General features: G+C 42.4%; 24 protein-coding genes. 14 read left to right on the forward strand and 10 right to left on the reverse strand.

The annotated features are described in order from the left end of the window. Positions 1-56 precede the first annotated feature (56 nt). Together ABUE20_RS13975 and ABUE20_RS13980 are read right to left on the reverse strand one after the other, a co-directional pair. Complete coding sequence (locus tag ABUE20_RS13975; RefSeq protein ID WP_408620557.1) at positions 57-848, reverse strand: pseudouridine synthase; 792 nt, start codon at positions 846-848, stop codon at positions 57-59. Further along, entirely contained in the window at positions 823-1149 is a 327-nt protein-coding gene (locus tag ABUE20_RS13980) for a YqcC family protein (protein WP_408620558.1), read from the reverse strand. The genes ABUE20_RS13975 and ABUE20_RS13980 overlap by 26 nt, the downstream gene beginning before the upstream one ends. 119 nt (positions 1150-1268) lie before the next feature. Between ABUE20_RS13980 and ABUE20_RS13985 the strand changes: the two genes are divergently transcribed. From ABUE20_RS13985 to ABUE20_RS14000, 4 genes are all read left to right on the forward strand, one after another. Beyond that, a complete protein-coding gene (locus ABUE20_RS13985) occupies positions 1269-2303 on the forward strand; it encodes a DUF3549 family protein (protein WP_408620559.1) in 1035 nt (344 codons plus the stop codon). After that, positions 2296-2649 carry a DUF3301 domain-containing protein gene (locus ABUE20_RS13990; protein ID WP_408620560.1) on the forward strand — a complete coding sequence of 118 codons (354 nt, stop codon included), beginning with the start codon at positions 2296-2298 and terminating at the stop codon, positions 2647-2649. Before ABUE20_RS13985 ends, ABUE20_RS13990 begins: the two co-directional genes overlap by 8 nt. A 2-nt stretch (positions 2650-2651) precedes the next feature. Continuing rightward, the gene (locus ABUE20_RS13995) at positions 2652-2972 is read left to right on the forward strand and encodes a hypothetical protein (RefSeq protein ID WP_408620561.1); all 321 of its coding nucleotides are present in this window, start codon (positions 2652-2654) and stop codon (positions 2970-2972) included. 96 nt (positions 2973-3068) lie between these two features. Continuing rightward, positions 3069-3845: a Zn-ribbon-containing protein gene (locus ABUE20_RS14000; RefSeq protein WP_408620562.1), complete on the forward strand. Its 777-nt coding sequence runs from the start codon at positions 3069-3071 to the stop codon at positions 3843-3845. Here the strand turns inward: ABUE20_RS14000 and syd are convergent. Then, entirely contained in the window at positions 3842-4387 is a 546-nt protein-coding gene (gene syd / locus ABUE20_RS14005) for a SecY-interacting protein (RefSeq protein ID WP_408620563.1), read from the reverse strand. The genes ABUE20_RS14000 and syd overlap by 4 nt on opposite strands. 76 nt (positions 4388-4463) lie before the next feature. Here syd and queF point away from each other — a divergent pair, with 76 nt between their 5' ends. The 6 genes from queF (at position 4464) to ABUE20_RS14035 (ending at position 12976) form a co-directional block, all read left to right on the forward strand. Then, entirely contained in the window at positions 4464-5318 is an 855-nt protein-coding gene (gene queF / locus ABUE20_RS14010; protein ID WP_408620564.1) for an NADPH-dependent 7-cyano-7-deazaguanine reductase QueF, read from the forward strand. A gap of 2 nt (positions 5319-5320) precedes the next feature. Beyond that, the gene (locus tag ABUE20_RS14015) at positions 5321-7549 is read left to right on the forward strand and encodes a tetratricopeptide repeat protein (protein ID WP_408620565.1); all 2229 of its coding nucleotides are present in this window, start codon (positions 5321-5323) and stop codon (positions 7547-7549) included. A gap of 114 nt (positions 7550-7663) precedes the next feature. After that, positions 7664-9235, forward strand: a complete 1572-nt coding sequence (locus ABUE20_RS14020) for a diguanylate cyclase (protein ID WP_408620566.1) — start codon at positions 7664-7666, stop codon at positions 9233-9235. A gap of 64 nt (positions 9236-9299) precedes the next feature. Further along, positions 9300-10664 (forward strand): nucleotide 5'-monophosphate nucleosidase PpnN, encoded by a 1365-nt coding sequence (ppnN, locus tag ABUE20_RS14025; protein ID WP_408620567.1) that lies wholly within the window; start codon positions 9300-9302, stop codon positions 10662-10664. Then, the gene (gene xni, locus ABUE20_RS14030) at positions 10661-11449 is read left to right on the forward strand and encodes a flap endonuclease Xni (protein WP_408620568.1); all 789 of its coding nucleotides are present in this window, start codon (positions 10661-10663) and stop codon (positions 11447-11449) included. Before ppnN ends, xni begins: the two co-directional genes overlap by 4 nt. 519 nt (positions 11450-11968) lie before the next feature. Continuing rightward, a complete protein-coding gene (locus ABUE20_RS14035; protein WP_408620569.1) occupies positions 11969-12976 on the forward strand; it encodes an isocitrate dehydrogenase in 1008 nt (335 codons plus the stop codon). Positions 12977-13045: 69 nt separating this feature from the next. On the opposite strand, the gene rlmM is transcribed toward ABUE20_RS14035, so the two are convergent. From rlmM to ABUE20_RS14065, 6 genes are all read right to left on the reverse strand, one after another. Then, a complete protein-coding gene (gene rlmM, locus ABUE20_RS14040) occupies positions 13046-14101 on the reverse strand; it encodes a 23S rRNA (cytidine(2498)-2'-O)-methyltransferase RlmM (RefSeq protein ID WP_408620570.1) in 1056 nt (351 codons plus the stop codon). Further along, positions 14094-14474: a DUF423 domain-containing protein gene (locus ABUE20_RS14045; RefSeq protein ID WP_408620571.1), complete on the reverse strand. Its 381-nt coding sequence runs from the start codon at positions 14472-14474 to the stop codon at positions 14094-14096. Before ABUE20_RS14045 ends, rlmM begins: the two co-directional genes overlap by 8 nt. Then, a complete protein-coding gene (locus ABUE20_RS14050) occupies positions 14444-15085 on the reverse strand; it encodes an alpha/beta family hydrolase (RefSeq protein ID WP_408620572.1) in 642 nt (213 codons plus the stop codon). The genes ABUE20_RS14045 and ABUE20_RS14050 overlap by 31 nt, the downstream gene beginning before the upstream one ends. After that, the gene (locus tag ABUE20_RS14055) at positions 15069-15986 is read right to left on the reverse strand and encodes a transcriptional regulator GcvA (protein ID WP_408620573.1); all 918 of its coding nucleotides are present in this window, start codon (positions 15984-15986) and stop codon (positions 15069-15071) included. The genes ABUE20_RS14050 and ABUE20_RS14055 overlap by 17 nt, the downstream gene beginning before the upstream one ends. Before the next feature lie 675 nt (positions 15987-16661). Next, the gene (locus tag ABUE20_RS14060) at positions 16662-17141 is read right to left on the reverse strand and encodes a NanQ anomerase/TabA/YiaL family protein (protein ID WP_408620574.1); all 480 of its coding nucleotides are present in this window, start codon (positions 17139-17141) and stop codon (positions 16662-16664) included. A 14-nt stretch (positions 17142-17155) separates the two neighbouring features. After that, positions 17156-18409 (reverse strand): O-antigen ligase family protein, encoded by a 1254-nt coding sequence (locus ABUE20_RS14065; protein ID WP_408620575.1) that lies wholly within the window; start codon positions 18407-18409, stop codon positions 17156-17158. A gap of 983 nt (positions 18410-19392) precedes the next feature. On the opposite strand from ABUE20_RS14065, the gene ABUE20_RS14070 reads away from it, so the two are divergent. Next, a complete protein-coding gene (locus tag ABUE20_RS14070) occupies positions 19393-20592 on the forward strand; it encodes a class I SAM-dependent methyltransferase (RefSeq protein WP_408620576.1) in 1200 nt (399 codons plus the stop codon). 152 nt (positions 20593-20744) lie between these two features. On the opposite strand, the gene yaaA is transcribed toward ABUE20_RS14070, so the two are convergent. After that, the gene (gene yaaA / locus ABUE20_RS14075; protein ID WP_408620577.1) at positions 20745-21521 is read right to left on the reverse strand and encodes a peroxide stress protein YaaA; all 777 of its coding nucleotides are present in this window, start codon (positions 21519-21521) and stop codon (positions 20745-20747) included. Between the two features lie 378 nt (positions 21522-21899). Between yaaA and ABUE20_RS14080 the strand changes: the two genes are divergently transcribed. From ABUE20_RS14080 to ABUE20_RS14090, 3 genes are read left to right on the forward strand one after another with little or no spacing between them, the layout of a single operon-like run. Next, positions 21900-22601, forward strand: a complete 702-nt coding sequence (locus tag ABUE20_RS14080) for a YggS family pyridoxal phosphate-dependent enzyme (protein WP_408620578.1) — start codon at positions 21900-21902, stop codon at positions 22599-22601. 18 nt (positions 22602-22619) lie between these two features. After that, entirely contained in the window at positions 22620-23438 is an 819-nt protein-coding gene (gene proC, locus ABUE20_RS14085; RefSeq protein ID WP_408620579.1) for a pyrroline-5-carboxylate reductase, read from the forward strand. A gap of 15 nt (positions 23439-23453) precedes the next feature. Further along, entirely contained in the window at positions 23454-24002 is a 549-nt protein-coding gene (locus ABUE20_RS14090) for a YggT family protein (RefSeq protein ID WP_408620580.1), read from the forward strand. Positions 24003-24111 lie beyond the last annotated feature (109 nt).

Here is a 24111-nt window from a genome sequence, read left to right on the forward strand (position 1 = left end):
TAACTTTGCGATACAGGGCAAATCTTTTCCTTGCAAGCTGATCAATAATAGATCCTTTATCCCTCATTAAAATAGAACGGATATTTGTGAAATAGATCGGTTTTTAATTGCAACCAATGGGGGGGATAAGCACATTCAATGTGTAACATCTTATGGGTAAATGGATGTACAAATTGCACTCTTCTTGCCAATAACCAAAGCCCAAACCATTGCCGCTCTCTAAAAAGCCGATTGTGACGACCATCGCCATGTGTGGTATCACCAAGAATGGGGTGACTCAAATGATGCATGTGTCTACGGATCTGATGTTTTCTCCCGGTCTTAGGGGAAATTCCCAACCAACTATAACGGCTAGTCGCGTAACGTCCAGTTGCGACAGGTAATTCTGCATGACCAAGAGGCCAGTATTCCGTCTGTGCGGGCTTAGCTTGTGGGAGTTGTGATGCGTTTTTATCCGCGATTTTATCCAATTCTTCAGCCAATGGATAATCTAATAGAGAGCGTTCGCCAACGATTCCCCGAACAATGGCCTCATAATCTTTATGTACTTCACCACTTGCGAACATAGGCATAAATTTCGCCGCGATGTCCTTGGAAAAAGCCATCAGTAAAATCCCGGCGGTCGGACGATCCAAACGATGCAACGGATAGACATAACGCCCGACTTGGTCACGAACTATTTGCAAAGCAAACTGGGTCGCTTGTGTATCTAGCCAGCTACGATGGACGAGTAATCCAGCAGGCTTATAAACAGCGATGAGATAGTCATCCTGATATAACACAGGTAACTGCATCGGAATTTCTTCAGGAAGTTGGAATGGGTTATGGCTGAGGGATGAAAATGTCATCAATGGCCTTTAGTTGCTGAATAATATCTGATGTGGGTTGCTCATAATTTCGAAACACCTCTTCCGCATAAGGCGTCAAAGCAACATTTTTAGGCAAATCTGCCCGAGCATCAATCAACGCATTCATTCGGGGAATAAAAACGAATTGTAACCATTGTTCAAAACGCAAGCAATCCACCCCAAATGGTAGCTGACTTGAGAGTGCCGATGGCGATATGGGCCCAGATTGCCATAGTTCAGCCTGCTGCAATACGATGACCAAAGCATGAAGCTGTTGCTGAAGCTGGACATAGTCAGCCATGTTATCTCCCATATGACAGAAGCGTACTATATGATATTTTGAGCCAGAAATAGACAGCGACTACTCATCAGTGCTGCGATTACATATAATAGCCGCATTATTGAACCCAATAAATCATTATGAAAGCATTAGCCACTCTTAGTGAAATACTGACATTAGCCGGCAGCCAATTCAAGGTTTACGAAATGGGCCGGACCATCACACCTATGGCCCCCCAACAGTTTTATGCGATTGAATCAGCAACAGAACCTTATCCGGTTCCGATTGCCAATCATGCTCGACTCGCACTTTGTTTTTGGTCCATCCAATCCCCTGAAATACCTTATATCTGGTTTTTACAATTTCCGGTGGATGAACAAGGATTTCTGAGTCTGGCGGCCCGAGATCAATTTTTACATCAAGTGATTGAAGCTCTAGGACAGGATTTGTCAAGAACGCCTAACGAAGCACAAGCCCAGGCATTGGCGCAGAATCCAGCCATTTATCATCCAAGTGCAGAAAAACAAGCCTATTTCAATGCCCGCTTAAAAGCGGATTTGGATCTTCCAGCTTCAAAATACTATGAACATGCCCAAGCTTATCTCAATGGTGATTTAGGCTGGGATAGCTGGCAAGCCGTTGCTCTCCAAGGACTGGCCGATGTTGTGGCGCGCCTGGATCGAGAATCAAATAGCCAACGTCTCGCCAGAGCGCTCCCTCATCTGAATGAGACTACATTAATTGCACTGTCACAGCTATTAGAGCACGCGCCTCTCGATCAGCAGCTGATGCACCAGCTAGTCTCGCTGCTCCATCATTGTCAATCCGAGCGCCCTTTACTGGCATCACTGATGCTGCGTGCAATGGCATCCAGCCCATTTAAATCGCTCCGTCAGACCCTGCTTACCGAGCAGTTGCAACAGTCCGACGATCCTCAATTTTTTATTGCTATCGCCGGTAGATTGTGGAAAGACTTGTCAGAAACCGGACTAAACCGGCTGTTTTTTGAAAAATTAGCTTCATTAAATGATAGCGATTTATTTTGTGAATTATTTGCCGATTTAGTCGCGATTCCAGCCCTGAGGGAACAGGTGCTTGCAAGACTCAGAGACCCTGAACGTAGTCCACAACTCGCTCAGGCTATTGGGCATTTGATCCATTCAGCTAATGGTTAGTATTTTAAGTTTACTAGCCCTGCTGCTGTTCGCTGGAATATTCTGGAAACATCGACAGCAGGCTGAATGGGCCAAATTCTTAATTTTAAAACATTGTAGGAACCTGCAACTGCAACTTCTGAGTGTACATTATGCTGGATTGGATAAGCAGCAATTGAAACAGCTGCGACTGGTTTGGTGCTATGAATTTGAATTTACCAGTGTTCCCGACCGGCAATTTTCAGGTACCCTGTGGATATCTCAAGACGGGCATGAATTTCAACTTTCAGCTTATCCGGAACCGGAATTAGCATTGCAGGAAAGACCGGTTACCTCATCCACGAAACATCATCTGGACGACTATTAATTATGGACATGCAACCTATTTACCAAGCACTTAAGTTATTTAAACAACAGGGAATACGCCCCCAGTTAGCCACACTTAAAAATAAATTACCATATCCGTATCCCCTTCCGGTTCTGATCAATGTTCTCAAACAATATCAACACGATCCGCAGTGGATTGAATCTGTTATTGAAGCAGAAGAAGAACCTGAATTACCGGCTCTCGATACTACCGAGCAACGACTTGAACAGCTTGAAAAAAATCAGCAGCAGCTTCTGCTGCGAATAGAACAGTTGGAACAACAATTACAAACCCTGCAACAATCGACTCATAAACCGGGTTAAAGGAACTATATCCGTTTACCTCGCTATATTCATATAGACACCGAGTATCCATGTGAATATGCTGCTGTTCAAAATTAGATAGGTTATATTCCGCATATGTTTCAACATCGTTTAACATTTGAATGCTTCGATAACACCACCATTACAGTAGCGCAGCAGGCCATTATGCGGGTATTAGATAGCCTGCGCTATAACGGTCAAATTTTAGGGCGGGAGTTTCCCTGTTATTTTCACAATGGTTCGTTTATTTGTCAGGTAGTCTGCCCCGAGCAAGACTCACTCAACGCGCAATATGCGTCCCCCCAAGTCAAAGCAGCCCTCAAACAACTCTCAGATGCCTGCTTATTGCGTCCAGATATCAAATATTTAGGAGAAGAACTATTTTCGGATAGCACCGAAAATAATCTGGCACAAGTTTCTGCCTATATTCTCTATACCAGTTTTATCCATAGCTGCTCGCCTTTACGCTCTTTGGAGCGGTTTTTACCGGTTCCTTTATATCGTATTCCAGCGGTTGCCAATGGCGATCAACGCCAAATCATCAAATGGCAGGAAGATTGGAGTGCCTGTGATCAACTACAAATGAACGGCTTTATTTTAGAAAATGAAGCTGTCGAGCAGCTCAGTACGACAGGCACAAGGCTCTTTCAGCGAGGCTGGGATTTAGTCAGACGGATTGGCTATCTCACAGGGAAACCCACTTATTTATATCTATATCGAGTTGGGGGGCATTCTCTGGAAGAAGAAAAAAATCGTAGTTGCCCCGTCTGTGGTCATTCCTGGCGTTTAGAAGCGCCTTTACATGATCTTTTCGAATTCCGTTGTGATCGTTGTCTGCTGATCTCCAATTTATCTTGGGACTATAAAAATTAATCAGTAGGCTCAAGTTGACCTAAAAAGGCCACTAAATCAGGGGCTAGAGGCTGTCGAATATTACGCCCTAACGTTTCCAGCACAACTTCTCCGGTTGTATTCAGCACACTCACGACTTGTAAATCATCTTCACAGGATGCAATAAAGAGTGTCTCAGGCTGGCGCAATCGACGTTGCATCAGGATATGTGCAATTAAATTTTCCTGCAATCGGCGGCTATCAGATTCATTCCAAGCCTGTACCAATTCAATATCTAGCCCCTGAAAAGATGCCGAGAGGGAATCACTATAATAACGCCCTAAAAAAGCTTTCACACCTTCATTAAAGGTCATATCCAACGCATCCTCAGTCGTTGAAAAATCCAATGACTGTTCACGTAACACGGGCTGCCAAAACACATAACCTGCACCCGCTAACTTCGTTTCACAAGGAGAAGGCCATAACTCGTCATGCTCTACCTGTGGATAATGATGTTGCTGCCAAAACAGTTGGCAGCGCTCAATAAATTGATCAAAAGCTTGTTCGACTGCTGAAATTGTCACTCAATACTCCATCATAGGTGAGTTTCATTATTGATTCAGTTACACTAAAGCCTAACTTAGGCTTGACTGAAATACCATGAGTGAATCTTCGAATTACCAGAATTCCCCAGAACTTGCCCAGCTCGAGTTAGGAAAGCATAGTCATTATATTGAAACCTATACGGCTGAGCTACTGCAACCAGTCCCTCGGAGTCTAAACCGTGATCAGCTGCATTTAAGTGCCGAATCACTACCATTTCACGGTTACGATCGCTGGACTTTGTATGAACTCTCTTGGCTAAATCCCAAGGGAAAGCCCGTCGTGGCATGGGGCAGTGTCTGGGTCAATGCAGCATCAACCCATCTGATTGAGTCTAAATCGTTCAAACTGTATCTGAATAGTTTTAACCAAACTATCTTTAAAAACTGGCAGGAAGTTCAGACAACGATGATCCGAGATTTAAGTCAGTGCGCTCAGGGCGATGTCCGTGTCGAACTGTATTCATTGGAACATTCCGCCGTTTTTGCACTGCCCGAAGGTAAGCTCATTGATGATTTGGATATTGAAGTAACCAATTATCAATTCATGCCTTCCCTGCTGGAGCATGCTGTGGATCTAAATACCCCAGTGATTGAAGAAACCTTATCCAGTAACTTATTAAAATCCAATTGTCTAGTCACCAGTCAACCGGATTGGGGAAGCCTGACCATCCGTTACCGAGGATATGCTATTGATCGGGAAGCCTTGTTACGCTATATAATCTCATTCCGCCGCCATAATGAATTCCATGAGCAATGTGTCGAGAGGATCTTCACTGATATTCTTCACTATTGTCAGCCTGAATATCTAACTGTATCCGCTCGTTATACCCGGCGGGGAGGATTAGATATCAATCCATTTCGCAGCAACTTCGAAACCCAAACGGCAAGTCAACGCTTGATCCGTCAATAATTATGTATCTAGCTGCTTATCGTCATTCGACAGGGATTGCCAAACTTATCGGAAACCTGCTGGCCATCGTTCTCTTATCAACAGTGTTAATTGAACGTTGCCTAGCCTATGGCAATGGATTATTACCGGTTCCCGCACATCTGCAAAGCTACCGTAAAATGATGTTACAAGATCCTCAATCCTGTAGTGAGGCGCTAGCCAGGGTCCTGGCCCCTCGTGCTAATGATCAACTCATTTCCAGTGATGCAGGCGAACGTATTTTACTCCATCAAATAGCGGCACTCTGCGCCAACCATAATCATTATGATGAACTGGCATTAGCTCATATTGATCAGGCTATTAGTCTGTCACGGCAAAATAGTATTCCACTGCTCACGATTCGCTCCTATTTAATTAAGGCGCAGATAAATCTTGAGACCAAGGGACATTTGGCACAGGCAGAAACAGCTCTGGCAACAGCAGGACAACTCATTCAGCAAATCGAAAACCCGCTACCGTTATCACTTCAGTACCAATGGCAGCAAATTCAAGCTCATCTGCAATTTTGTAAAGGTCAGCCCGATTTAGCCAAGCCTTTTTTGGAAAGAGCCGATCAAATTGCCCATGCCACGCATAATGCACTCATGATTGGATGGAGCCAACTTTACTTGGGCCGTTATCATCAACAGATCAATCAACCACTGCAAGCTCTGTCACATTATACGGAAGCAATTCGCTATGCCTCAACTTCAGGGCCGGCGATCAATTATTTAAGAAGCCATCTAAATTATTATTTAAGTGAAGTTTACCAACAGCAACAACAATGGGAAAAAGCCATCGAATATCAACGAATGGCTATAGAGTCAGCCCAACAGCTCAATAATGCAGAGTTGACAGCACAATATATCGCTGCCATTGCGACAATCTACAGAAATATGCAGCAATATGGGCTGGCACTGGTTCAATATCTTAATGCTCAAGAATTAGCCCATTCACATCAAAATCTGTTACTAGTCGCCCAAACCGATTTTTGGATCGGGCAAACTTATTTTTTAGGGAATGATAATGCACAGGCTTTATTGCATTTAAATCAGGCCTTACGATATTTTCAGCGCCATCCTAATCCTGAATGGCTGTCGGCGACGTTAATAAAACTTGCCGAAATTTATATTCAGGAAGGTGAGCCGGCCATGGCCATTATCCAACTATCCAAAGCTGAGCTGCTCGCTCAATCAGCACCTCAGGAGGTCGATATCGCCCTCATTCAGCTCACATTGGCCCATGCTTATGAAAATACTGGCGCATTAGCGCAAGCCCTGCTCCATTATAAAAGATTTGAACAGCTCAATAGATTGCAACTTCAACATCAGATTGAACAAACCCAACATCAATTCTCACAAAATTATCAGTTTATTGAACAGCAACAGCAATTGGCCAAACTGACCCAAAAAAACCAACAGCTCCAATTACAAAATCATAATCGTCGGTTATTAATGTTGCTGTTGCTCATCTTCAGTGTTGTGTTCTGTTTACTTTTTATTCTTGTTAAATTTCAACTGAAAAAAACAATACGGGATAAAGAAGAACTCAAAGACCGTTTGTATTATCATCCTCGAACTGGCTGGCCCGCATTAGAACTGGTTGAATCGCCTTTAGAACGACTGCATCAGCTAAAACGTTATCCGATGACCGTGGATCTTCACCCTGTGAAAGAACACACCATTATTGTGGCTCACTTTAATGAACTCCCGTTATCCCATAAACGTTTTGGTTTTGAACAAAGAAAACAACTGGAAACCTCATTTGCCCATCATCTGTACCATCATTTAGAAGACGAATTTGTGACCGGGCATCTTGGGGAACTAGATTATCTCTTCATTACCCCAACCAGAGATCAATTGCCGCAGCAAATTTGCCAAAAACTCATGCCCATTTTGGAACAATTTATTCAAACGCGTAAATTAGCGGTTACAGTCGCTTTAGGATGCTGCCAAACCCCTTTTCTCCCCAAAGCGGAAGATGCTATTGGTGAACAAGGTCTATTGGAAATTAGTTATCTGGCAATGGATGCAGCGGTTGATCTAGCTAAACAAACTCAAACTCCTCAATGGGTTATATTACAAGCGCTGGCCTGTTCTCCAGCCGCATTTTTTGGTGACTCAGATAAACTCATGAACAATATCCGTCATGCCATTCACCAAGGATTGGTGAAAGTCATCAGCTCATCAGACAAAAACCTGATTGAATGGTAAAGTGCGTGTAGTATGGCAAAATGAAAACCTGTAACTAATACTATTTTACGATAAAAATGATCGTGATAAGCTCAGGCTCTCTAATCTGTATGATGGAAAAGGATCTTAGTAAGGATGGATAACGTCAATTTAGTTCTGGATCAGTTGACAACGACGACACAGCTAACCGATCAGAGCAATGAAGTTGCATCTGTTGTAGATGAACAGGCGTTAACAATCCTCTACAATCTGGTGAGCCACCTCTGTGTGGCATGCAAAGGCATTCATAAATCTCTGGATAACCGATTAGCAGAACTCAGCCAACAGCTGGAAACAGGTAAAAATATCTCCCAGATGCTACCATTTCTGATCAACCTCGATCAGATGCTAAAGCTCTATGTTCCTCAGGTAAGTAGTAATTATCTGTATCTGCAGGCATTGATCCATTCTAGTACCAATAAACTCAAGCAAGTGAATGGGCTTCCCCCAAAATTAAGACAACAACTCAAAGAGTTTAGCGAACAAACAACTCCTGAAACTTTCAGTGAAAATCAACAACGGCTCGCTCAGGTCTTTGAGTTCTATCATCTGGCCTTAACCAATAAACCCATTAGTTTCACTCCGGAGCTGGAATCATCAGCCCCGGTTAAACACAGTTTACTCGATCAACACCACCATCAGCGTATTTGTGATGAACTGCAGCGCTTAATCAGTGAATTAGATTTTCATGGCAAAGCAACCCAACAACTGCAAAAAATAAGAGATCAGCTGCTGACAGGCGTTTCGCCAGACGTACTGCCTAATTTATGTCAACAAGTGATACAACTTATGATCGAAGGCATGCGAGAAGAACGCAAAGAATCACAGGAATACGTCTTTTCGCTCAATCAGAACTTGCAGCGGATGAATCAGGATTTTTCAGAGCATGTCGCTTTATCTCAAAATATTCATCAAAATAGCCGTGTTCAACATAAAAGCCTAACCAAGCAAATCGTCAATCTTGGGCTAGAAGTCAAAGCCAGTGACGACCTCAATTATACGAAACAATTAGTACAACAACGGATCATCCAAATAGGAAATGTGCTCAAGGAAAATGATCGTTTGGATCAGCAGGTTCAAGAGCTGGCGCAACGATTAGCATTAATGGACACGCAATTGGAGCGGCTTAGAAAACAGTCTGAACAACAACAAAAACGTCTGGATACCAAAAGAAACCAGCTATTTATTGACAGCCTCACACAAGTTTATAATCGAAATGCACTCGATGAACGCATGGAGCTAGAATATAAACGATGGCGTCGTTATGGCTACCAATTAGCCATTGCAATTATTGATATCGATCATTTTAAAGTAATTAACCAACAATTTGGCCATCTTGCTGGTGACAAAGCATTAAAAGTAGTTGCTCGAGCCCTGCAGAGCTCACTGCGGGATACCGATTTTCTGGCCCGTTTTGGCGGGGAGGAATTTGTCATATTAATGCCCAAAATCAACGCGGATGATTTAATGATCCCACTGGAACATGTGTGTGAACACATCCGGAGTCTTCCGTTTCGCTTTAAACAACAGCAGGTGACAATTACCGTATCAATTGGCGCGACGTTATTCCGGGACAATGACAAATTATTAGATGCTTTTGAGCGAGCAGATCAAGCTTTATATGAAGCTAAAAGCCGTGCTATCGATAGCATTAATATTATAAATTAAATCAGACAACTATAATTAATCATCGTCGAGACACTCCCTTTTTTTCGTTAATTTCGGAGACCATATGATTACCTATGTTAATCCTGTCGGAAGTATGGATCTTTTGTCACAGTTAGAAGTCAGCCAATTAACCCAAACGGCTTCCAGTGAATTGTATCAACTTTATCGTAATTGTAGCCTGGCCGTTTTAAACTCCGGCGTGAAGACGGATTCAAGCCGCGAAATACTGCAGCGTTATAATCACTTTGACATCAATTTACTCAGCCGAGAACGTGGCGTAAAACTTGAACTAACGAATCCTCCAGAAGATGCCTTTGTCGATGGAGAAATTATTCGGGGACTCCAGGAACATCTATTTAGTGTGCTTCGGGATATTCTGTATGTGTCCAGCCAACTTGAAAAAGAATGTAATTTTGATCCCACACGCCCCGCTCATATCACAAACCTGATTTTTTCTATATTACGTAATGCCAGAACGATTAAACCAAATCACGAGCCCAATTTGGTCGTCTGCTGGGGGGGGCATTCCATTAACGAGGATGAATATCAATATACCCGTGATGTCGGTTCAGAATTAGGACTCAGAGAACTCAATATATGTACCGGATGCGGCCCCGGCGCAATGGAAGGTCCGATGAAAGGAGCTACGATTGGACATGCCAAACAGCGTTATACCAACCGCCGTTATATTGGCTTAACCGAACCGAGCATTATTGCGGCCGAACCGCCAAATTCCATTGTTAATGAGCTCGTGATCTTACCTGATATCGAAAAAAGGCTAGAAGCGTTTGTCCGTCTCGGGCATGCTATTATCATTTTTCCGGGTGGAGCAGGAACAGCAGAAGAACTACTGTATCTATTGGGGGTCATGATTACGCCATCCAATACGCGCCAACCCCTCCCCATTATTTTAACTGGCCCCAAAAGTAGTGAAGCTTACTTTCAGTCTATCGATCAGTTCATCGGCGCCACACTCGGCGATGAAGCTCGACGACATTACCAGATTATTATTGATGATGCGCCTACCGTAGCAAGACGAATCAAACAAGCCATGAATAAGGTCAAAGATTTTCGCCGTGCGATGGGCGATGCTTATTCGTTTAACTGGAGTCTGGATATTGACCCACTATTTCAACAACCCTTTATCCCGACTCACTCGAATGTGGCCCAATTAGATCTCAGCTTAACGCAGCCTTCCCAAAAACTCGCAGCTAATTTGCGACGAGCCTTTTCAGCAATTGTTGCAGGGAATGTAAAAAATGAAGGGATCCAAGCTGTTGAAGAACATGGTCCATTCCAAATCCACGGGAACCCCGAACTAGGAAAAAAACTCGATCAACTCCTCCAAGACTTTATTCAGCAGCATCGAATGAAACTACCCGGGCATCATTATGAACCATGCTATCAAATAATAACCAAAGACCTATGATCCAGCAGTTACTGATTATTGATGCCTTAAACTTAATCCGTCGTTTTTATGCGGTATCCGAAAAGCAATTCCAGGATCCTAAAGCACTATTGGCCGCAACATTTAATCAAACTCATCAGGGCATTATCCGGTTATTACAACAATTTAACCCCTCTCATGTGGTCACCGTCTTTGACAGTGGCCAACCGGATTGGCGACAACAGATAGATCCTCAATACAAAGCCAATCGGGAGCCGATGCCACAACCTTTGAAAGATGCTTTGACTTCGTTTCAGGATCAACTTCTGGACGTTGGTATTGACTCTCTCTCAAATCCGGGCATTCAGGCTGATGATTTAATCGCAACACTTGCCTGTAAAGCCGATTCGCACCAACTGGCTAGCGTAATTGTATCAACGGATCAAGGCTACTGGCAGTTACTTGACCATCCCTTCATCCAAATTTATGATTACTTTAAACGTCAGTTTATTGACGCCCATACCGTGTATGAAAAATTTCAACTCCAAACCCAACAACTGATCGATTACTGGGCTATGATTGGAAGCAGTAGTGTCAATCTCAAAGGTGTTCCCGGAATTGGCCCTAAATCGGCCTTAAAGTTACTCCATCAATATCAGACACTGCACAATATTTTACAACTCAAGAGTCAAGACAGATTGGTTCTAAAAGTTCAACAGTATCACCAGGAAGCGAAACAAACAGCCCAACTGATGCAGTTACAAACACAGCTCTCATTAGGATTTAAATTGAATCAAATCCGCTATCACGCCATAGAATCCAGCTAAAAAGGATATGATTGGACTGTTCCATGAACCTATCATTATTCAACCAACCTATGTGAGAAAGCATGCGCTTTCTCCTCTTTCAAAATGAACAAAAATTAATCATTAAATTTCAACAAACCCTAGCCCAATCCACATTTTTAACGCATACTTAGGAGCTGTTGTTTTTTATTGATGTTTTTTTAATACTTATTTTCACATAAAACACTGACGGGCCATATGTATGCATCGTCCCCAGTATGGGTCATACGCTATAGCGCGACCAAGATCATTATCTGACCCGTTTGTTTATAAACCATAATTATTAATAAGACTCAATAAATCAGACTCGACAGTTTCAATGAGGATGTTGAGGATTTTTATTGCAATATCCCAAATGAGAGGGCTAAATGCCCCTCTGACTAAGCTTCATTATGAGCAAAGTGACCCTGACTTATTCAGTGTTGCTTCGTATAAGTAAAAAGAGAGAGACAGACTGTTTTAATACAATTTGTCGAGGATTTGTTTGTGCAGGATGTAACTATGTCAAAAACCAGAATTACCGTCATCCCAGGCGATGGCATCGGCCCCGATATTGTTAAAAGCGCATTAGCGATTCTTGATCACGTTGGATGTGACTTTGAATATGACTATGCTCAAGCGGGCCTTACCGCGTTGGAAACATCTGGCGAACTGCTTCCCCAGGCTACACTCGATTTAATCAAATCAAATGGAATCGCTTTAAAGGGCCCTTTAACCACTCCGGTTGGAAAAGGTTTCACATCCATTAATGTCACATTACGTAAACACTTTAGCCTTTACGCCAATGTTCGCCCCGTTCGAACATTTGTAGGGACTAAGGCACGCTATAGTGATATTGATATTATTACAGTACGTGAAAATACCGAAGGTATGTATTCTGGTGAAGGCCAGATTATCGATGATGCACGGACTCATGCTGAAGCTAAAAGCGTCATCACTCGCCAAGGAGCAGAACGAGTCATTCGTTTTGCCTATGAATTAGCTCGCCGTGAAGGACGTAAAAAAGTTACCACACTTCACAAAGCAAATATTCTAAAAACAACTTCAGGATTATTTTTAGAGGTCTCCCGGGAACTTGCCAAAGAATATAGCGATATCGAAAGTGAAGAGATGATCGTCGATGCCGCCTGTATGAATTTGGTTATGTACCCAGAACGGTTTGATGTCATTGTTACTACTAATTTATTCGGTGATATTATTTCAGATCTCTGTGCCGGTTTAGTCGGTGGATTAGGCATGGCTCCGGGGGCAAACATCGGTAAAGATGCGGCTATCTTTGAGGCTGTACACGGTAGTGCCCCTGATATCGCCGGGAAAAACATTGCTAACCCAACATCCGTCATTTTAGCTAGCATACAGATGCTGCAATATCTGCATATGAATGACAAAGCAGACCAGATCTTACATGCATTAAAAGCGACTATTGCTGAAGGTCAGTATACAACCCGTGATTTAGGTGGCAACAGCAGTACCGATGAATTCACTCAGGCCGTGATTGCTCACTTGTAATCGCTCGCCATCTCATCTGAACTCAATAAGGGGCTTTTACGCCCCTTTATTTTCATAGCACACTGCAGATTAATCTCGATGTAAGCAAGCAAAAACAGTGATCTCTTCTCGATCATGATAGAGTTGTTTGGCCCTCACCTCAAACCGATACCCCGTTTGAGATAACTCTTCACGAAGTAAACTCAAATCTTGTTGCACTTCCGCAAAACGTTTCTTCATTGGTAATTTCAAATTAAAAATTGCGTATTTACACCAACCAGATAGCAGCCACTTTAACATGAGCCGCGTCACTCGCGATGGTTTTTCAACCATATCACAAACTAGCCAACTCACATTTTTTCGGCTCGGCACAAATTTAAAGCCATCTTCACGATAATGAGTGAGTTGTCCTGATTCCATCAAATGCTCAGCCATTGGCCCATTATCAATAGCATCGACATACATACTGCGACGGATCAGTTGATAACTCCATCCTCCTGGACATGCGCCTAAATCAACGGCATGCTGTCCTGGCTGGATATAGCGTGCTCGCTCATCTTCATTTAATAACACCGCAAAGGCCTCATCCAATTTCAATGTTGAACGACTAGGTGCCACTGAAGGTTGTTTCAGCCTTAAAATTCCCATCGGATAAGGGCTACTATTAGACGCTAAGCGAACCCCCAGATAGAGCATCTGACTATCCAGCCAAAATAACTGCAAGATATAATCACTCGACGATTCCAAGAAGGGCACCAAAGCCTTTTGCAGAGGTTTGTGAAACTTACGACAAAACCCTGATAGTTGTTTTCCTGAATTTGTATCTGGATAATCTTGCGCGAATTGAGAGCATTTCCCCCATGACTGACTCAAAGATAAAATCTCACTGATTCGGTCATCGGGATTTAAATGCAATTTTTGATATACGACTTGCCACTGACGGGTAAAGACCAGTTCTCTAAAATCCAACTTTCGGTGAATGGCTAACGCATCGCCTGCGGTAAAACATTCAAATTCAACAAACCCTTGCTCATTTTTAGTTCGGGCAAAACCGCTAATTCCCAGCTGATTCGCATGGAACTGGATCTCAGCTGCACAATCATTTTCAAAACCACTGCGACAACTGAGCAATAATGACTCACTCACTTTTTGCTCTCATTCCAGTAAAATATAATAACCCCCACCCAACAATCAGAATGACACCACCTATAGGGGTAATTGGACCTAAAACCGAACGCCAGGCTTCCAGCCATGCTGCAGGTAAACAGGCCATTAAATAGAGACTACCGGAAAACAACCAGCTACCGATAATCCAACACTTTCCACTGCGACTCGCAATATGAGATACGGCTAATGCAGCCGCTAAGTGAATCAACTGATACATCACACCCGTATGGATCCAGCTTAAAGCCTGTTCAGGTAGAATATGGGATAAACCATGAGCAGCACCGGCGCCCATACCAACGGAGAGCATGCCTCCTAGTGCAATTAATACTCGCCAGAACGGGGAATATGACATCGAATAAACCTTTTTATTTCATCTGCAACATACTGAAGATTATCTATCCAGCTCAAACCACTGCTTTTACGAGGCTTGAATCCATGATCACCATCGCGAATCCAGTGAATGGAAACCTGTGATGGCAATGATAAATGCCGATATTCATCAAAAGAACCAAAATTATCCCGCTCTCCCTGACAAATAAGAGTAGGAACTGACAGCTCAGCTAAATGCTCGCCTCGGAATGAGTCCGGTTTGCCAATAGGATGAAATGGAAACCCCAGAACAATAACGCCTTGCAACGTATTTAACTCCAGCGCGACGTGAGTCGCTACACGTCCACCCAATGATTTGCCACCAATAAAAACAGGCCCATCCCACTTAGGAATAATATTTTTATAAGATTGGATTAATTTGGGTAATCGATCTGGAGGACGTCGTTTCCCTGTTTCAAGACTTAATTGCATATAAGGGAAATGAAAACGCAATATGGCAATTTCATCGATTAATAAGGGAACCAACTGCTCAAAAAATTCATGTTGATATCCCGCACCAGCCCCATGCGCAAGAATAAGCAATGGCGCATGCTCTGGGCCTTGAAGCAATACCTCATCAGGATTCAACAACATCTGCTCCAAATTCTCGCTGCTCTTCTTTGACCAGATTAATCATCCATTCTCTAAATGCAACAATCTTACCTTGCTCGGCCTGAGAGGGATGGCAGACTAAATAATAGGCATTTTGACTCACCAGAACTTGCTCGAACGGGCAAACTAAGCGTCCTGCTTGGATCTCAGGTTTTGCCAGTACCGAGTGCCCCAACGCGACCCCCTGCCCATAGATAGCAGCCTGTAACACCATTGTAGAATGAGAAAAAATAGGCCCCTGATTGACATCCATTTTAACCCCAACCTGTTTAAACCAAGCTTTCCAGTCATGTCGAGAGGTATCATGCAGCAGAGTGTGATAGCGTAGATCCTCAGGTTTATTCAACGGCTTATCACCATTAAGTAATAAAGGTGAGCACACTGGAATCAAATATTCAGTATGCAGCTTATCAGCTCTTAATCCCGCCCAATTACCTCGCCCATAATAAACGGCCACGTCCACATCATCGGTCAATGAACCTTCATCCCGATCAAGGGCTTTAATACGCACATCAATATCAGGATGAAGTTGACTAAACTTAGAAAGACGGGGAACCAACCACTGTATCGCAAAACTAGGTTGTAAACTGATGGAAATAGCACCTTTTTCACCCCGAGCCAGCAGCCGATCAGTAGCTTCACTTAATGATGAAAAAATATCTTTAATATCAAGAAAATAACTCTGACCTTCTTCAGTCAACAACAATGAGCGGTTTTTGCGGCGAAATAGTTTTAATCCGAGATACTCTTCAAGACCTTTGATCTGATGACTCACCGCAGCCTGAGTCACAAAAAGCTCTTCAGCCGCCCGCGTAAAGCTCAGATGCCTCGCAGCTGCTTCAAATGCTTTCAGTGCGTTCAACGGTGGTAAACGACGTGCCATGTAACAACCTGTTAACGGATAAAATTTTCTAATCGTTCATGATTATAATTTATCTATTGCTATCAATCCAGCGAACTCTTATAGTGCATCTGCACCAAACAAGGGCTTAATGATAAAGCGGATTATCTCAGCTTTATTCTTGACCTGTCATTTCATGAATGACCATTTGGTTGCGATGTTGTGTTTGCATTAGAGTCGGTCGTTTCCGACTTACCTCCTGTACATTTGACTTGTCTGTCAAATTTATTTCGGCTAAACCTTTTGGTTTAGCCTTTTTTTATCCTGAAATAAAAATATCAACGAGGCAAAAAATATTCCACAGCTGACCAAAGATCAATAATCATGGAATTTTTTAACAGATCTCGCTAAGACTCTCAGCATCATTTCCACATCACCAAGGCACAAGCCCATACCTACATTTACTTGTAACAACATCTGAGATAATCGTTATGACTACAGATCACTTGGGGGAGAATATCGGCACCGGTTTGTGTTTATACCAGACGCTTAAAATAAGCAGACGTTGTCTTATCGAGTGCTCAACATCTGACTTACAATAAACAGCACTCAATGGCCCGTCCAATAAGACCGCTGAATGCTACTTACCTTCGATAATAGTGATGACACGTTTCAAAATAAACTACATTTAAAATACATATCACTAAAATGGAACAATCAACAGTTTTCAGTAGATAACAAGCTCTGATGAACTTTAATCACTACTTTGGTGATCGCTTCTGGCACATCATCCACTGCAATTAAAGGCCGATGTGGGCAACCGGGAGGGAACACTACAAATTCTCCAGCCGATAACTCTATAAATTTTTCTTTTTCGACCTGTCCAAAAGCAATATCCGATGTCGCAAGGCGATCATCATCGACCTGAACAAAAGGCTGCAATGCACAACCGTAACGTTCACGCCCTTTCAACACAATTTGAATATCCAAATAATTCTGATGAACTTCGCTACGCCGAGCAGCTAAAACCTGGGTAGTCGTCTCATCCACATTGTAAAATAGTTTATCCCCATCTAGCGGATAACGTCCTGCTTTCGGCATCGTCATGAGTGTTTCTTTTAATGATGCTAAGATGGAAGCAATCAACGGATTGATGACCCGAACGGATTCCAAATGATCCAGCGAACCTATAAACATACACCCTCTTTGTATTAATCGGATAAATTACGCAATATCGACCAAATCGTAATAATACTTAGAATATAAATCATCACGCCACTATTATGTGAAAACATCGACTGAGTTAATGCAAAATCCATAAAGCAGACAGGAACAAGTACCCCAGCCATGGCAACACTTTTATACTGCCAATGAGAAGCATAATACCGGACTTGTTTCACAAATAGACGAAGTGGAACGCCATAGACAAACAATAAGAGAATCAATCCAATGATGCCATATTCACTCAAATTCGTCAGATACTCATTATGCGCATGACCATACTGAACCACGGAAGAATTGATCAGCCCTTGGTTGGCAAGGATCTGTTTTTCAACCTGCAGATCATATTTTCCAACGCCTAATATCGGGGCTTTTTTGAAAAGATAAAAGGCAGCTTTCCACATTTCAAACCGTTCTCCAGACGAGGTAACGGCATTCTCCCCTGAGATATAAGCCTGTACGTTCGTAATCGTGTCATCTATCCGTTGATAGACATTGGTCTGAGGAATGGCAATAACAATTCCAGCTAAAACCACAAAGCTTATCAATATTAGCATTGCCCGAGTTCGTCCGATCAGCTCCCGAGACTGCCAGAAGATATACAGCAAAGCCATAGGAATAGCGATCCAACCGCCCCGACTCCCCGATAACGCCGAGGTAAAAAGTCCAGCTACGCCCGCAAGCCCCATAAAAAGAATCGATTTACGATCATGCATCGCCACAAAATAGATCACTCCGGCAAAACTTAATAAGCCGAACAATACCCCAAGATCGCCAAACATAATCGGATGTTGAAACCCATTGGATCGGTCAGCATCTAAAATGATTTTCTGGTACAAACCGACGGCACATCCAGATAATGCACCCACCGCGATTCCATACCAAAAGGCACGAATCGACACCGGATATCGACGCAAAAACAAATAGGGAAAAAAAGCAATGATAAAACGAGAGGGTTTATCCAAGCCAGTGAGTTCAAACACATGAATACAGCGGAAAAATAGGAAGCTCAGACCATAGATAATAAATGTCCATAAGAGCCATTTATCCTCTCTACTCCAGGGCATCATAAATCGCTTAGGTTTAATACAAAATGCTGCTAAAGCTCCCGCCACCAACAACGTTGAACCATAGCTATATCCACTGCTTACAGACAGCGTTAAAGCAAAAGTTAAAAAAATGGTAACAGACGTTACTAATTGCCATCCCTGCTTTAATTTGTTCATCCACTCAGGACGTTCCATATAACTCATCGTATTATTGTTCAGTATGTAGCTTATCTTTATTGAGTGTAGATGGCGATTGCGAAGAGATCACAATCCTCATTTACTATAGACAAACGGATATCGTTAAAAATTTACGCTATCTTACAGAATTAGTGACAGATTTCCATTAGTATCCACTATTTTCTAAGCTTCAAAGAGCATGCTATATCTCTATAGAATTTTTCCTGAGTTCGAGATACACCTCCAATGCGGCATGCTTCATCGCTCTTTTTGTAACTTAAAACTATCACTGATCAAAATATGGATTATTTTGATCATAAATAGTTATTATTTTATTGATATATACTTTCACCATTCTAATTAGTTCAATACTAGTTTAATTGAATAATTAAAAACATAAATCGAAGTATACCTCATGAAAATTTCTATCATTATTTAATAAATCATAAGTAAACCTTCGGTACACTTTAAAATAACTGTCACTCTTCAGGGTGTGAATATTTATAAAAATAAAACATCTATATTTATTCTTTTCCGACACAATACATAAGTTTAGAATCATTCTCATTCCTATCTTGTTTTTGTTTATCTCATAAATCCATCTAAAATTTAGTTGTCTTTGATAAATAAATTTTATTGTATTTAGTTATGCATGCCTATTTCATAATATATATAATGTTTAACCTGTATTCGGCTATATAAATCCATTGCCAGAGTCTTACGAAATTCGTAAAATAACAGCTCCAAGTTATAACCCTAAATAGTTCAAAATCCGATAACGAGCAGGTGGGATCATATATCCATTATTTTTCTTAATGCATCATAAAAATGACAATAATAGGTCATCGACTGATCACAGATGTCAGAGTAATATGAAGTAGCTTTGTTGTAGGAAACGAACCCTTGGACTAAAAATCAAACCGATAACAACTTTCGTCTATTATCGTGAATTTTATGTAGTTTTTCACTTTACTTCAGGACTAAAGTAAGGAGGCTTTGTCATGTTTTGGCAAAAAAAATTAGAAAAATTTGTGGAGCAAGTTGCCGCAAATCAAGAATTGCCTATGGGAATCCACCTTTGGAATGGTCAACAAATTGATTTATCCAATGACCCAAAAGTCATTGTTGATGTTCCTTCTCTGGCTTCACTACGCCATTTAATTCATCCTTCTCTGGATAGTCTCGGAGAAGCCTATGTAGAGGGTAAATTAAAAGTTCAGGGCAGTGTCACCGATATTATTGATATCGCAAGCCGTTTAGTCGAAGCGGCTCCTGACACAACCATGCAACATAGTAAACCCCGACATTTTCGCCATTCTCGAAAAGTCGATGCGGAATCCATTTCCTATCACTACGATGTCTCCAACGATTTTTATAAAGCCTGGCTTGATAAAAACATGGTTTATTCTTGTGGCTATTTTAATTCGCTAGATGACTCATTGGATCAAGCGCAAGAACAGAAAATCGACCATATTTTAACTAAAATCCGTCTTCAGCCCGGCCAGAAATTATTGGACGTCGGATGTGGCTGGGGGGCTCTCATTATTCGCGCGGCCCAAAAATACGGCGCCAAAGCGACCGGTGTCACGATTTCACAACAACAGTTTGACGAGGCTCAACGTCGTATCAAAGCAGCGGGTTTAGAAGATTGTTGTGAGGTCAAACTGCTTGATTACCGGGATGTAACAGGAAAATATGATCGAATTACCAGTGTTGGTATGTTTGAACATGTAGGGTTAGCCAATCTGGAATCATACTTCCGGAAACTGAATGATCTCCTTGAAGACGATGGCATTATCATGAATCACGGCATCACTTCCAGTGATCCAGATTCAGGCGGCGCACCTGCTGGTGGGGGTGATTTCATTGATAAATACGTATTTCCAAATGGGGAATTACCTCATATTAGTATGGTTTTACATGAAATGGCCAAAGCAGGCTTGGAACCCACCGATGCTGAAAACTTGCGTCGCCACTATGCCATTACTTTAGAGCACTGGGCGGCACGCTTTGAAGCCCAGAGTGAAAAACTACAACAAATGGTTGATGAAAAACACTTCCGTATTTGGCGGGTCTATTTAGCGGGTTGTGCTCATGCCTTCCATCAAAACTGGGTAGCTATTTACCAAGTGGTTGCCACTAAAGCCGGGCGCTATAGCTTACCGCTAACACGCGAATATATGTATCAGGATAAAAAATAAGATACAGCACACTTGTATCATGCTTTTTATAAGGCACCCATTAGGGTGCCTTTCATAATCGAGTCTAAAAACGAATCAGCTCAGCGAATGCAAGCAACCGCCTTTTCATCTGCTCTTGGATCTAATTGTTCAAATATCAGATCATTTATATATTAGGCCTCATGATGCCGTTTAAAGACAAATGTATCTGACGTCGATTCATCTTCACTATATTGATAGCCTTCCCAATCAAATGCTTGTAATTGCAGGGGATCATCAATACGATGTTGAAGCATATAACGGACCATTAATCCTCGAGCTTTTTTAGCATAAAAACTAATGACTTTATATTGTCCATTTTTAAAATCTTTAAATACCGGCGTAATAATCTTTGCTTGAAGTTCTTTTGGTTTTACTGATTTAAAATATTCATTCGATGCTAAATTAATGAGCCACTCATCCTGCTGCTGTGCTAAAACTTCATTAAGTTTATCAGTAATTAAAGTCCCCCAAAATTGATACAGATCGTTCCCTCGAGGGTTCTTCAGTTTAATTCCCATCTCTAGCCGATAAGCCATCATTAAATCTAAGGGCCGCAGCACGCCATAGAGTCCCGATAGAATCCGTAAATGATTGGATGCATACTCTAAATCCGATTCAGATAATGAATCGGCGTCCAATCCGGTATACACATCGCCTTTAAAAGCGAGAATTGCAGGCTTAGCGCTACCCAACTCAAAGGGCGTCTGCCATTGACTAAATCGAGCGGCATTTAATCCCGCCAACTTGTCACTAATTTTCATCAGTGAACCAATCTGAGCGGGAGTCAGCAAAGACGCCTCATCAATCAACCGTTGACTCTCCTCAAGAAGCTCCGGCTGCGTATAATTCCCTGCAACGACAGCAGGATTAAAATCTAATGTTTTGGCGGGCGATATGACAGCTAGCATAATAAAACCTTTTACTTATCGATAACCTTTGCAGTGTAGCGTTGCTTTAAATCAAAAGTCTAATCAATGATCACCGCCATATTCATCGGTAACTTAAATCAATCCCGTGTACCCCGGGAAAGGGTGTCACTGACAAACGGAATGTTTTACACTAAAGCTTATTTATCTTGATTGGTTATTATTTCTGATTCCGGTATTTCAAAGAACAATATGTTCCAAAGGTTTATGAAACATGCTCCATGAAATCAGATCTCATCATAAGGGTAACCTATATCGGAGGTAAAAGAACACTTTCGAATATATTTTTAATATAAAAATCAATGGATTATAGATAAGAACTAAATCGTCGCTTTTTTATTTTAACTTTTCACTGTGATCATGATGACTATTGAACAGAATATCAAAACCATTCAGCGTCAGATCAATGACGCGCAACGACAGGCGAACCGCCTGGATCCCATTACGTTACTGGCCGTTAGCAAAACCAAACCGCTTAGCGCCGTTCAAGAAGCTTACCAATGTGGGCAGCGCCAATTCGGTGAAAACTATGTCCAAGAAGGCGTTGATAAAATTCAGGCGACCCTAGATGCCGACTGGATCACGGATCCCATTACCTGGCACTTTATTGGACCATTACAGTCTAACAAGAGTCGACTGGTTGCTGAGCATTTTGACTGGGTGCAAACCATTGACCGGCTTAAAATAGCCCAACGACTCAGTGCTCAACGTCCGGAACATTGCCAACCGCTCAATGTCTGCATTCAGATCAATATCAGCGGAGAGTCGACTAAGTCAGGAATATCCCTAGACGATTTGGATGAAATGGCCGCTGCGATTAGCCAACTTCCCCGATTAACACTACGAGGATTGATGGCTATCGGAGGACAGAAACATCCGGAGCTAGAATTTCAGCAAATGAAAAACGCTTTTGATAAGCTCAAACGACACTACCCTCAGATTGATACATTATCAATGGGCATGACGCATGACATGCAACTCGCCATTGACTATGGGAGTACGATGGTTCGGATTGGGACCGCAATCTTTGGACAACGTGATTATTCTAAAACGCATGTATGATTTATACTCAGGAGCATCATGACAACACAACAATTTGTATTTATTGGCGCTGGCCACATGGCGTCCAGTCTCATTGGTGGCATGGTTCGGCAAGGTATCTCCGCCTCAACCATCGGTGCCTGTGATCACAATCCAGGCAAGCTTGAGTCATTACAAAACCAATACCAGATTGCCACTTATGCTGACAGCATCAGTGCTATGGACGCTGCCGAAGTTGTTATTCTGGCGGTTAAACCTCAGGTGATGCAGGATCTCTGTCAAACGCTCAAAAAACAAGGCAACGTAGAAGGCAAACTGTTTATATCTATTGCGGCGGGTATTCGTTGTGAACAGCTGCAGAATTGGTTAGGGCATGTGCCCATTATCCGTTGTATGCCCAACCTCCCCGCCAAAGTCGGCGAAGGGGTCACCGGCGTCTACGCGCCAGAGGATATTACCGCGTCACAAAAACAAAGCGCAGAACGAGCGTTATCGTCGGTCGGGCAAGTAGTCTGGCTCGACAATGAAGCGGCGATCAATCATATTATTGCGATTGCCGGTAGTGCCCCAGCTTACTTTTTTCTGTTTATGGATGCGATGCAACAATATGCTCAGGAACTTGGGTTTAGTGAAGAGCAAGCCCGGGAAATGGTCACGCATACGGCATTAGGCAGCGTGAAACTGGCTTTAAATGATGCTCAAACCACATTGGCAACCATGTGTCAGAATGTGGCCGTCAAAGGGGGAACCACAGCTGAAGCCGTGCAAGTTTTTGAACAGGCCGGGCTCAGAGAGACCGTAAAACAAGCCATGCAAGCCGCTATCGAGCGTGGTCAACAGCTAGAACGTCAACTCTAAGAGAACCTTAATTCTATGACGGCATTTACTTATTTAATTACGACCCTATTTGATTTATATCTGATGGTGGTCATTTTGCGGGTCTGGCTACAAATCGCCCGAGCCGATTTTTATAACCCTTTCAGTCAATTTATTGTCCGAGCCACCAACCCGCTTTTAAAACCGTTGCGTCGTATTATCCCCGGTTTTGGTGGCATCGACTGGGCCGGGGTAATCCTGGCATTGATTATTGCTGCTGTAAAATGGCTGTTAATTATGCAATTAAGTCGAGGCTTCATCTTCTGGAATGTACTACCACTCTTTGCATTACTGACCGTCGTCAAACAAGCGGGAAGCTTGCTATTTTGGATCTTGATTATCCGAGCCATTCTCAGTTGGGTTAGTCAGGGACGCAGTCCCATCGAATATGTGTTCATGCAACTCACCGAACCATTTTTAGCCCCCATCCGACGGATCATTCCGGTGATGGGAGGGCTTGATCTGTCAGTACTCGCGCTATTCATCATCTTGAACTTCTTAAACATTTTACTCTCAAGCTACATTCCATACTGGCGAGTCATGTAATTCACAGGCGCATCTCATGCGCCTTTTTTATATCTACTGCAAACGAAACATGGCGTAAATTGCATATTCCGTGTGATCTTATCTATATTAAGTGAATAAATCACTTAAC

The sequence above is a fragment of the Celerinatantimonas marina genome, from assembly GCF_046054165.1.
Taxonomy (GTDB): Bacteria; Pseudomonadota; Gammaproteobacteria; order Enterobacterales; family Celerinatantimonadaceae; genus Celerinatantimonas.

What these genes read in the sequence shown, in the direction of transcription:
- yaaA (WP_408620577.1), bottom strand. Translation starts at nt 21,521, where the DNA reads ATGCTAGCTGTCATATCGCCCGCCAAAACATTAGATTTTAATCCTGCT.
- proC (WP_408620579.1), top strand. Translation starts at nt 22,620, where the DNA reads ATGACAACACAACAATTTGTATTTATTGGCGCTGGCCACATGGCGTCC.
- ABUE20_RS14090 (WP_408620580.1), top strand. Translation starts at nt 23,454, where the DNA reads ATGACGGCATTTACTTATTTAATTACGACCCTATTTGATTTATATCTG.
- ABUE20_RS13995 (WP_408620561.1), top strand. Translation starts at nt 2,652, where the DNA reads ATGGACATGCAACCTATTTACCAAGCACTTAAGTTATTTAAACAACAG.
- ABUE20_RS14045 (WP_408620571.1), bottom strand. Translation starts at nt 14,474, where the DNA reads ATGTCATATTCCCCGTTCTGGCGAGTATTAATTGCACTAGGAGGCATG.
- ABUE20_RS13990 (WP_408620560.1), top strand. Translation starts at nt 2,296, where the DNA reads ATGGTTAGTATTTTAAGTTTACTAGCCCTGCTGCTGTTCGCTGGAATA.
- xni (WP_408620568.1), top strand. Translation starts at nt 10,661, where the DNA reads ATGATCCAGCAGTTACTGATTATTGATGCCTTAAACTTAATCCGTCGT.
- ABUE20_RS14000 (WP_408620562.1), top strand. Translation starts at nt 3,069, where the DNA reads ATGTTTCAACATCGTTTAACATTTGAATGCTTCGATAACACCACCATT.
- ABUE20_RS14070 (WP_408620576.1), top strand. Translation starts at nt 19,393, where the DNA reads ATGTTTTGGCAAAAAAAATTAGAAAAATTTGTGGAGCAAGTTGCCGCA.
- ABUE20_RS14020 (WP_408620566.1), top strand. Translation starts at nt 7,664, where the DNA reads ATGGATAACGTCAATTTAGTTCTGGATCAGTTGACAACGACGACACAG.
- ABUE20_RS13975 (WP_408620557.1), bottom strand. Translation starts at nt 848, where the DNA reads ATGACATTTTCATCCCTCAGCCATAACCCATTCCAACTTCCTGAAGAA.
- queF (WP_408620564.1), top strand. Translation starts at nt 4,464, where the DNA reads ATGAGTGAATCTTCGAATTACCAGAATTCCCCAGAACTTGCCCAGCTC.
- ABUE20_RS14035 (WP_408620569.1), top strand. Translation starts at nt 11,969, where the DNA reads ATGTCAAAAACCAGAATTACCGTCATCCCAGGCGATGGCATCGGCCCC.
- ABUE20_RS14080 (WP_408620578.1), top strand. Translation starts at nt 21,900, where the DNA reads ATGATGACTATTGAACAGAATATCAAAACCATTCAGCGTCAGATCAAT.
- ABUE20_RS13985 (WP_408620559.1), top strand. Translation starts at nt 1,269, where the DNA reads ATGAAAGCATTAGCCACTCTTAGTGAAATACTGACATTAGCCGGCAGC.
- ABUE20_RS14055 (WP_408620573.1), bottom strand. Translation starts at nt 15,986, where the DNA reads ATGGCACGTCGTTTACCACCGTTGAACGCACTGAAAGCATTTGAAGCA.
- ABUE20_RS14050 (WP_408620572.1), bottom strand. Translation starts at nt 15,085, where the DNA reads ATGTTGTTGAATCCTGATGAGGTATTGCTTCAAGGCCCAGAGCATGCG.
- ABUE20_RS13980 (WP_408620558.1), bottom strand. Translation starts at nt 1,149, where the DNA reads ATGGCTGACTATGTCCAGCTTCAGCAACAGCTTCATGCTTTGGTCATC.
- ppnN (WP_408620567.1), top strand. Translation starts at nt 9,300, where the DNA reads ATGATTACCTATGTTAATCCTGTCGGAAGTATGGATCTTTTGTCACAG.
- ABUE20_RS14060 (WP_408620574.1), bottom strand. Translation starts at nt 17,141, where the DNA reads ATGTTTATAGGTTCGCTGGATCATTTGGAATCCGTTCGGGTCATCAAT.
- ABUE20_RS14015 (WP_408620565.1), top strand. Translation starts at nt 5,321, where the DNA reads ATGTATCTAGCTGCTTATCGTCATTCGACAGGGATTGCCAAACTTATC.
- ABUE20_RS14065 (WP_408620575.1), bottom strand. Translation starts at nt 18,409, where the DNA reads ATGGAACGTCCTGAGTGGATGAACAAATTAAAGCAGGGATGGCAATTA.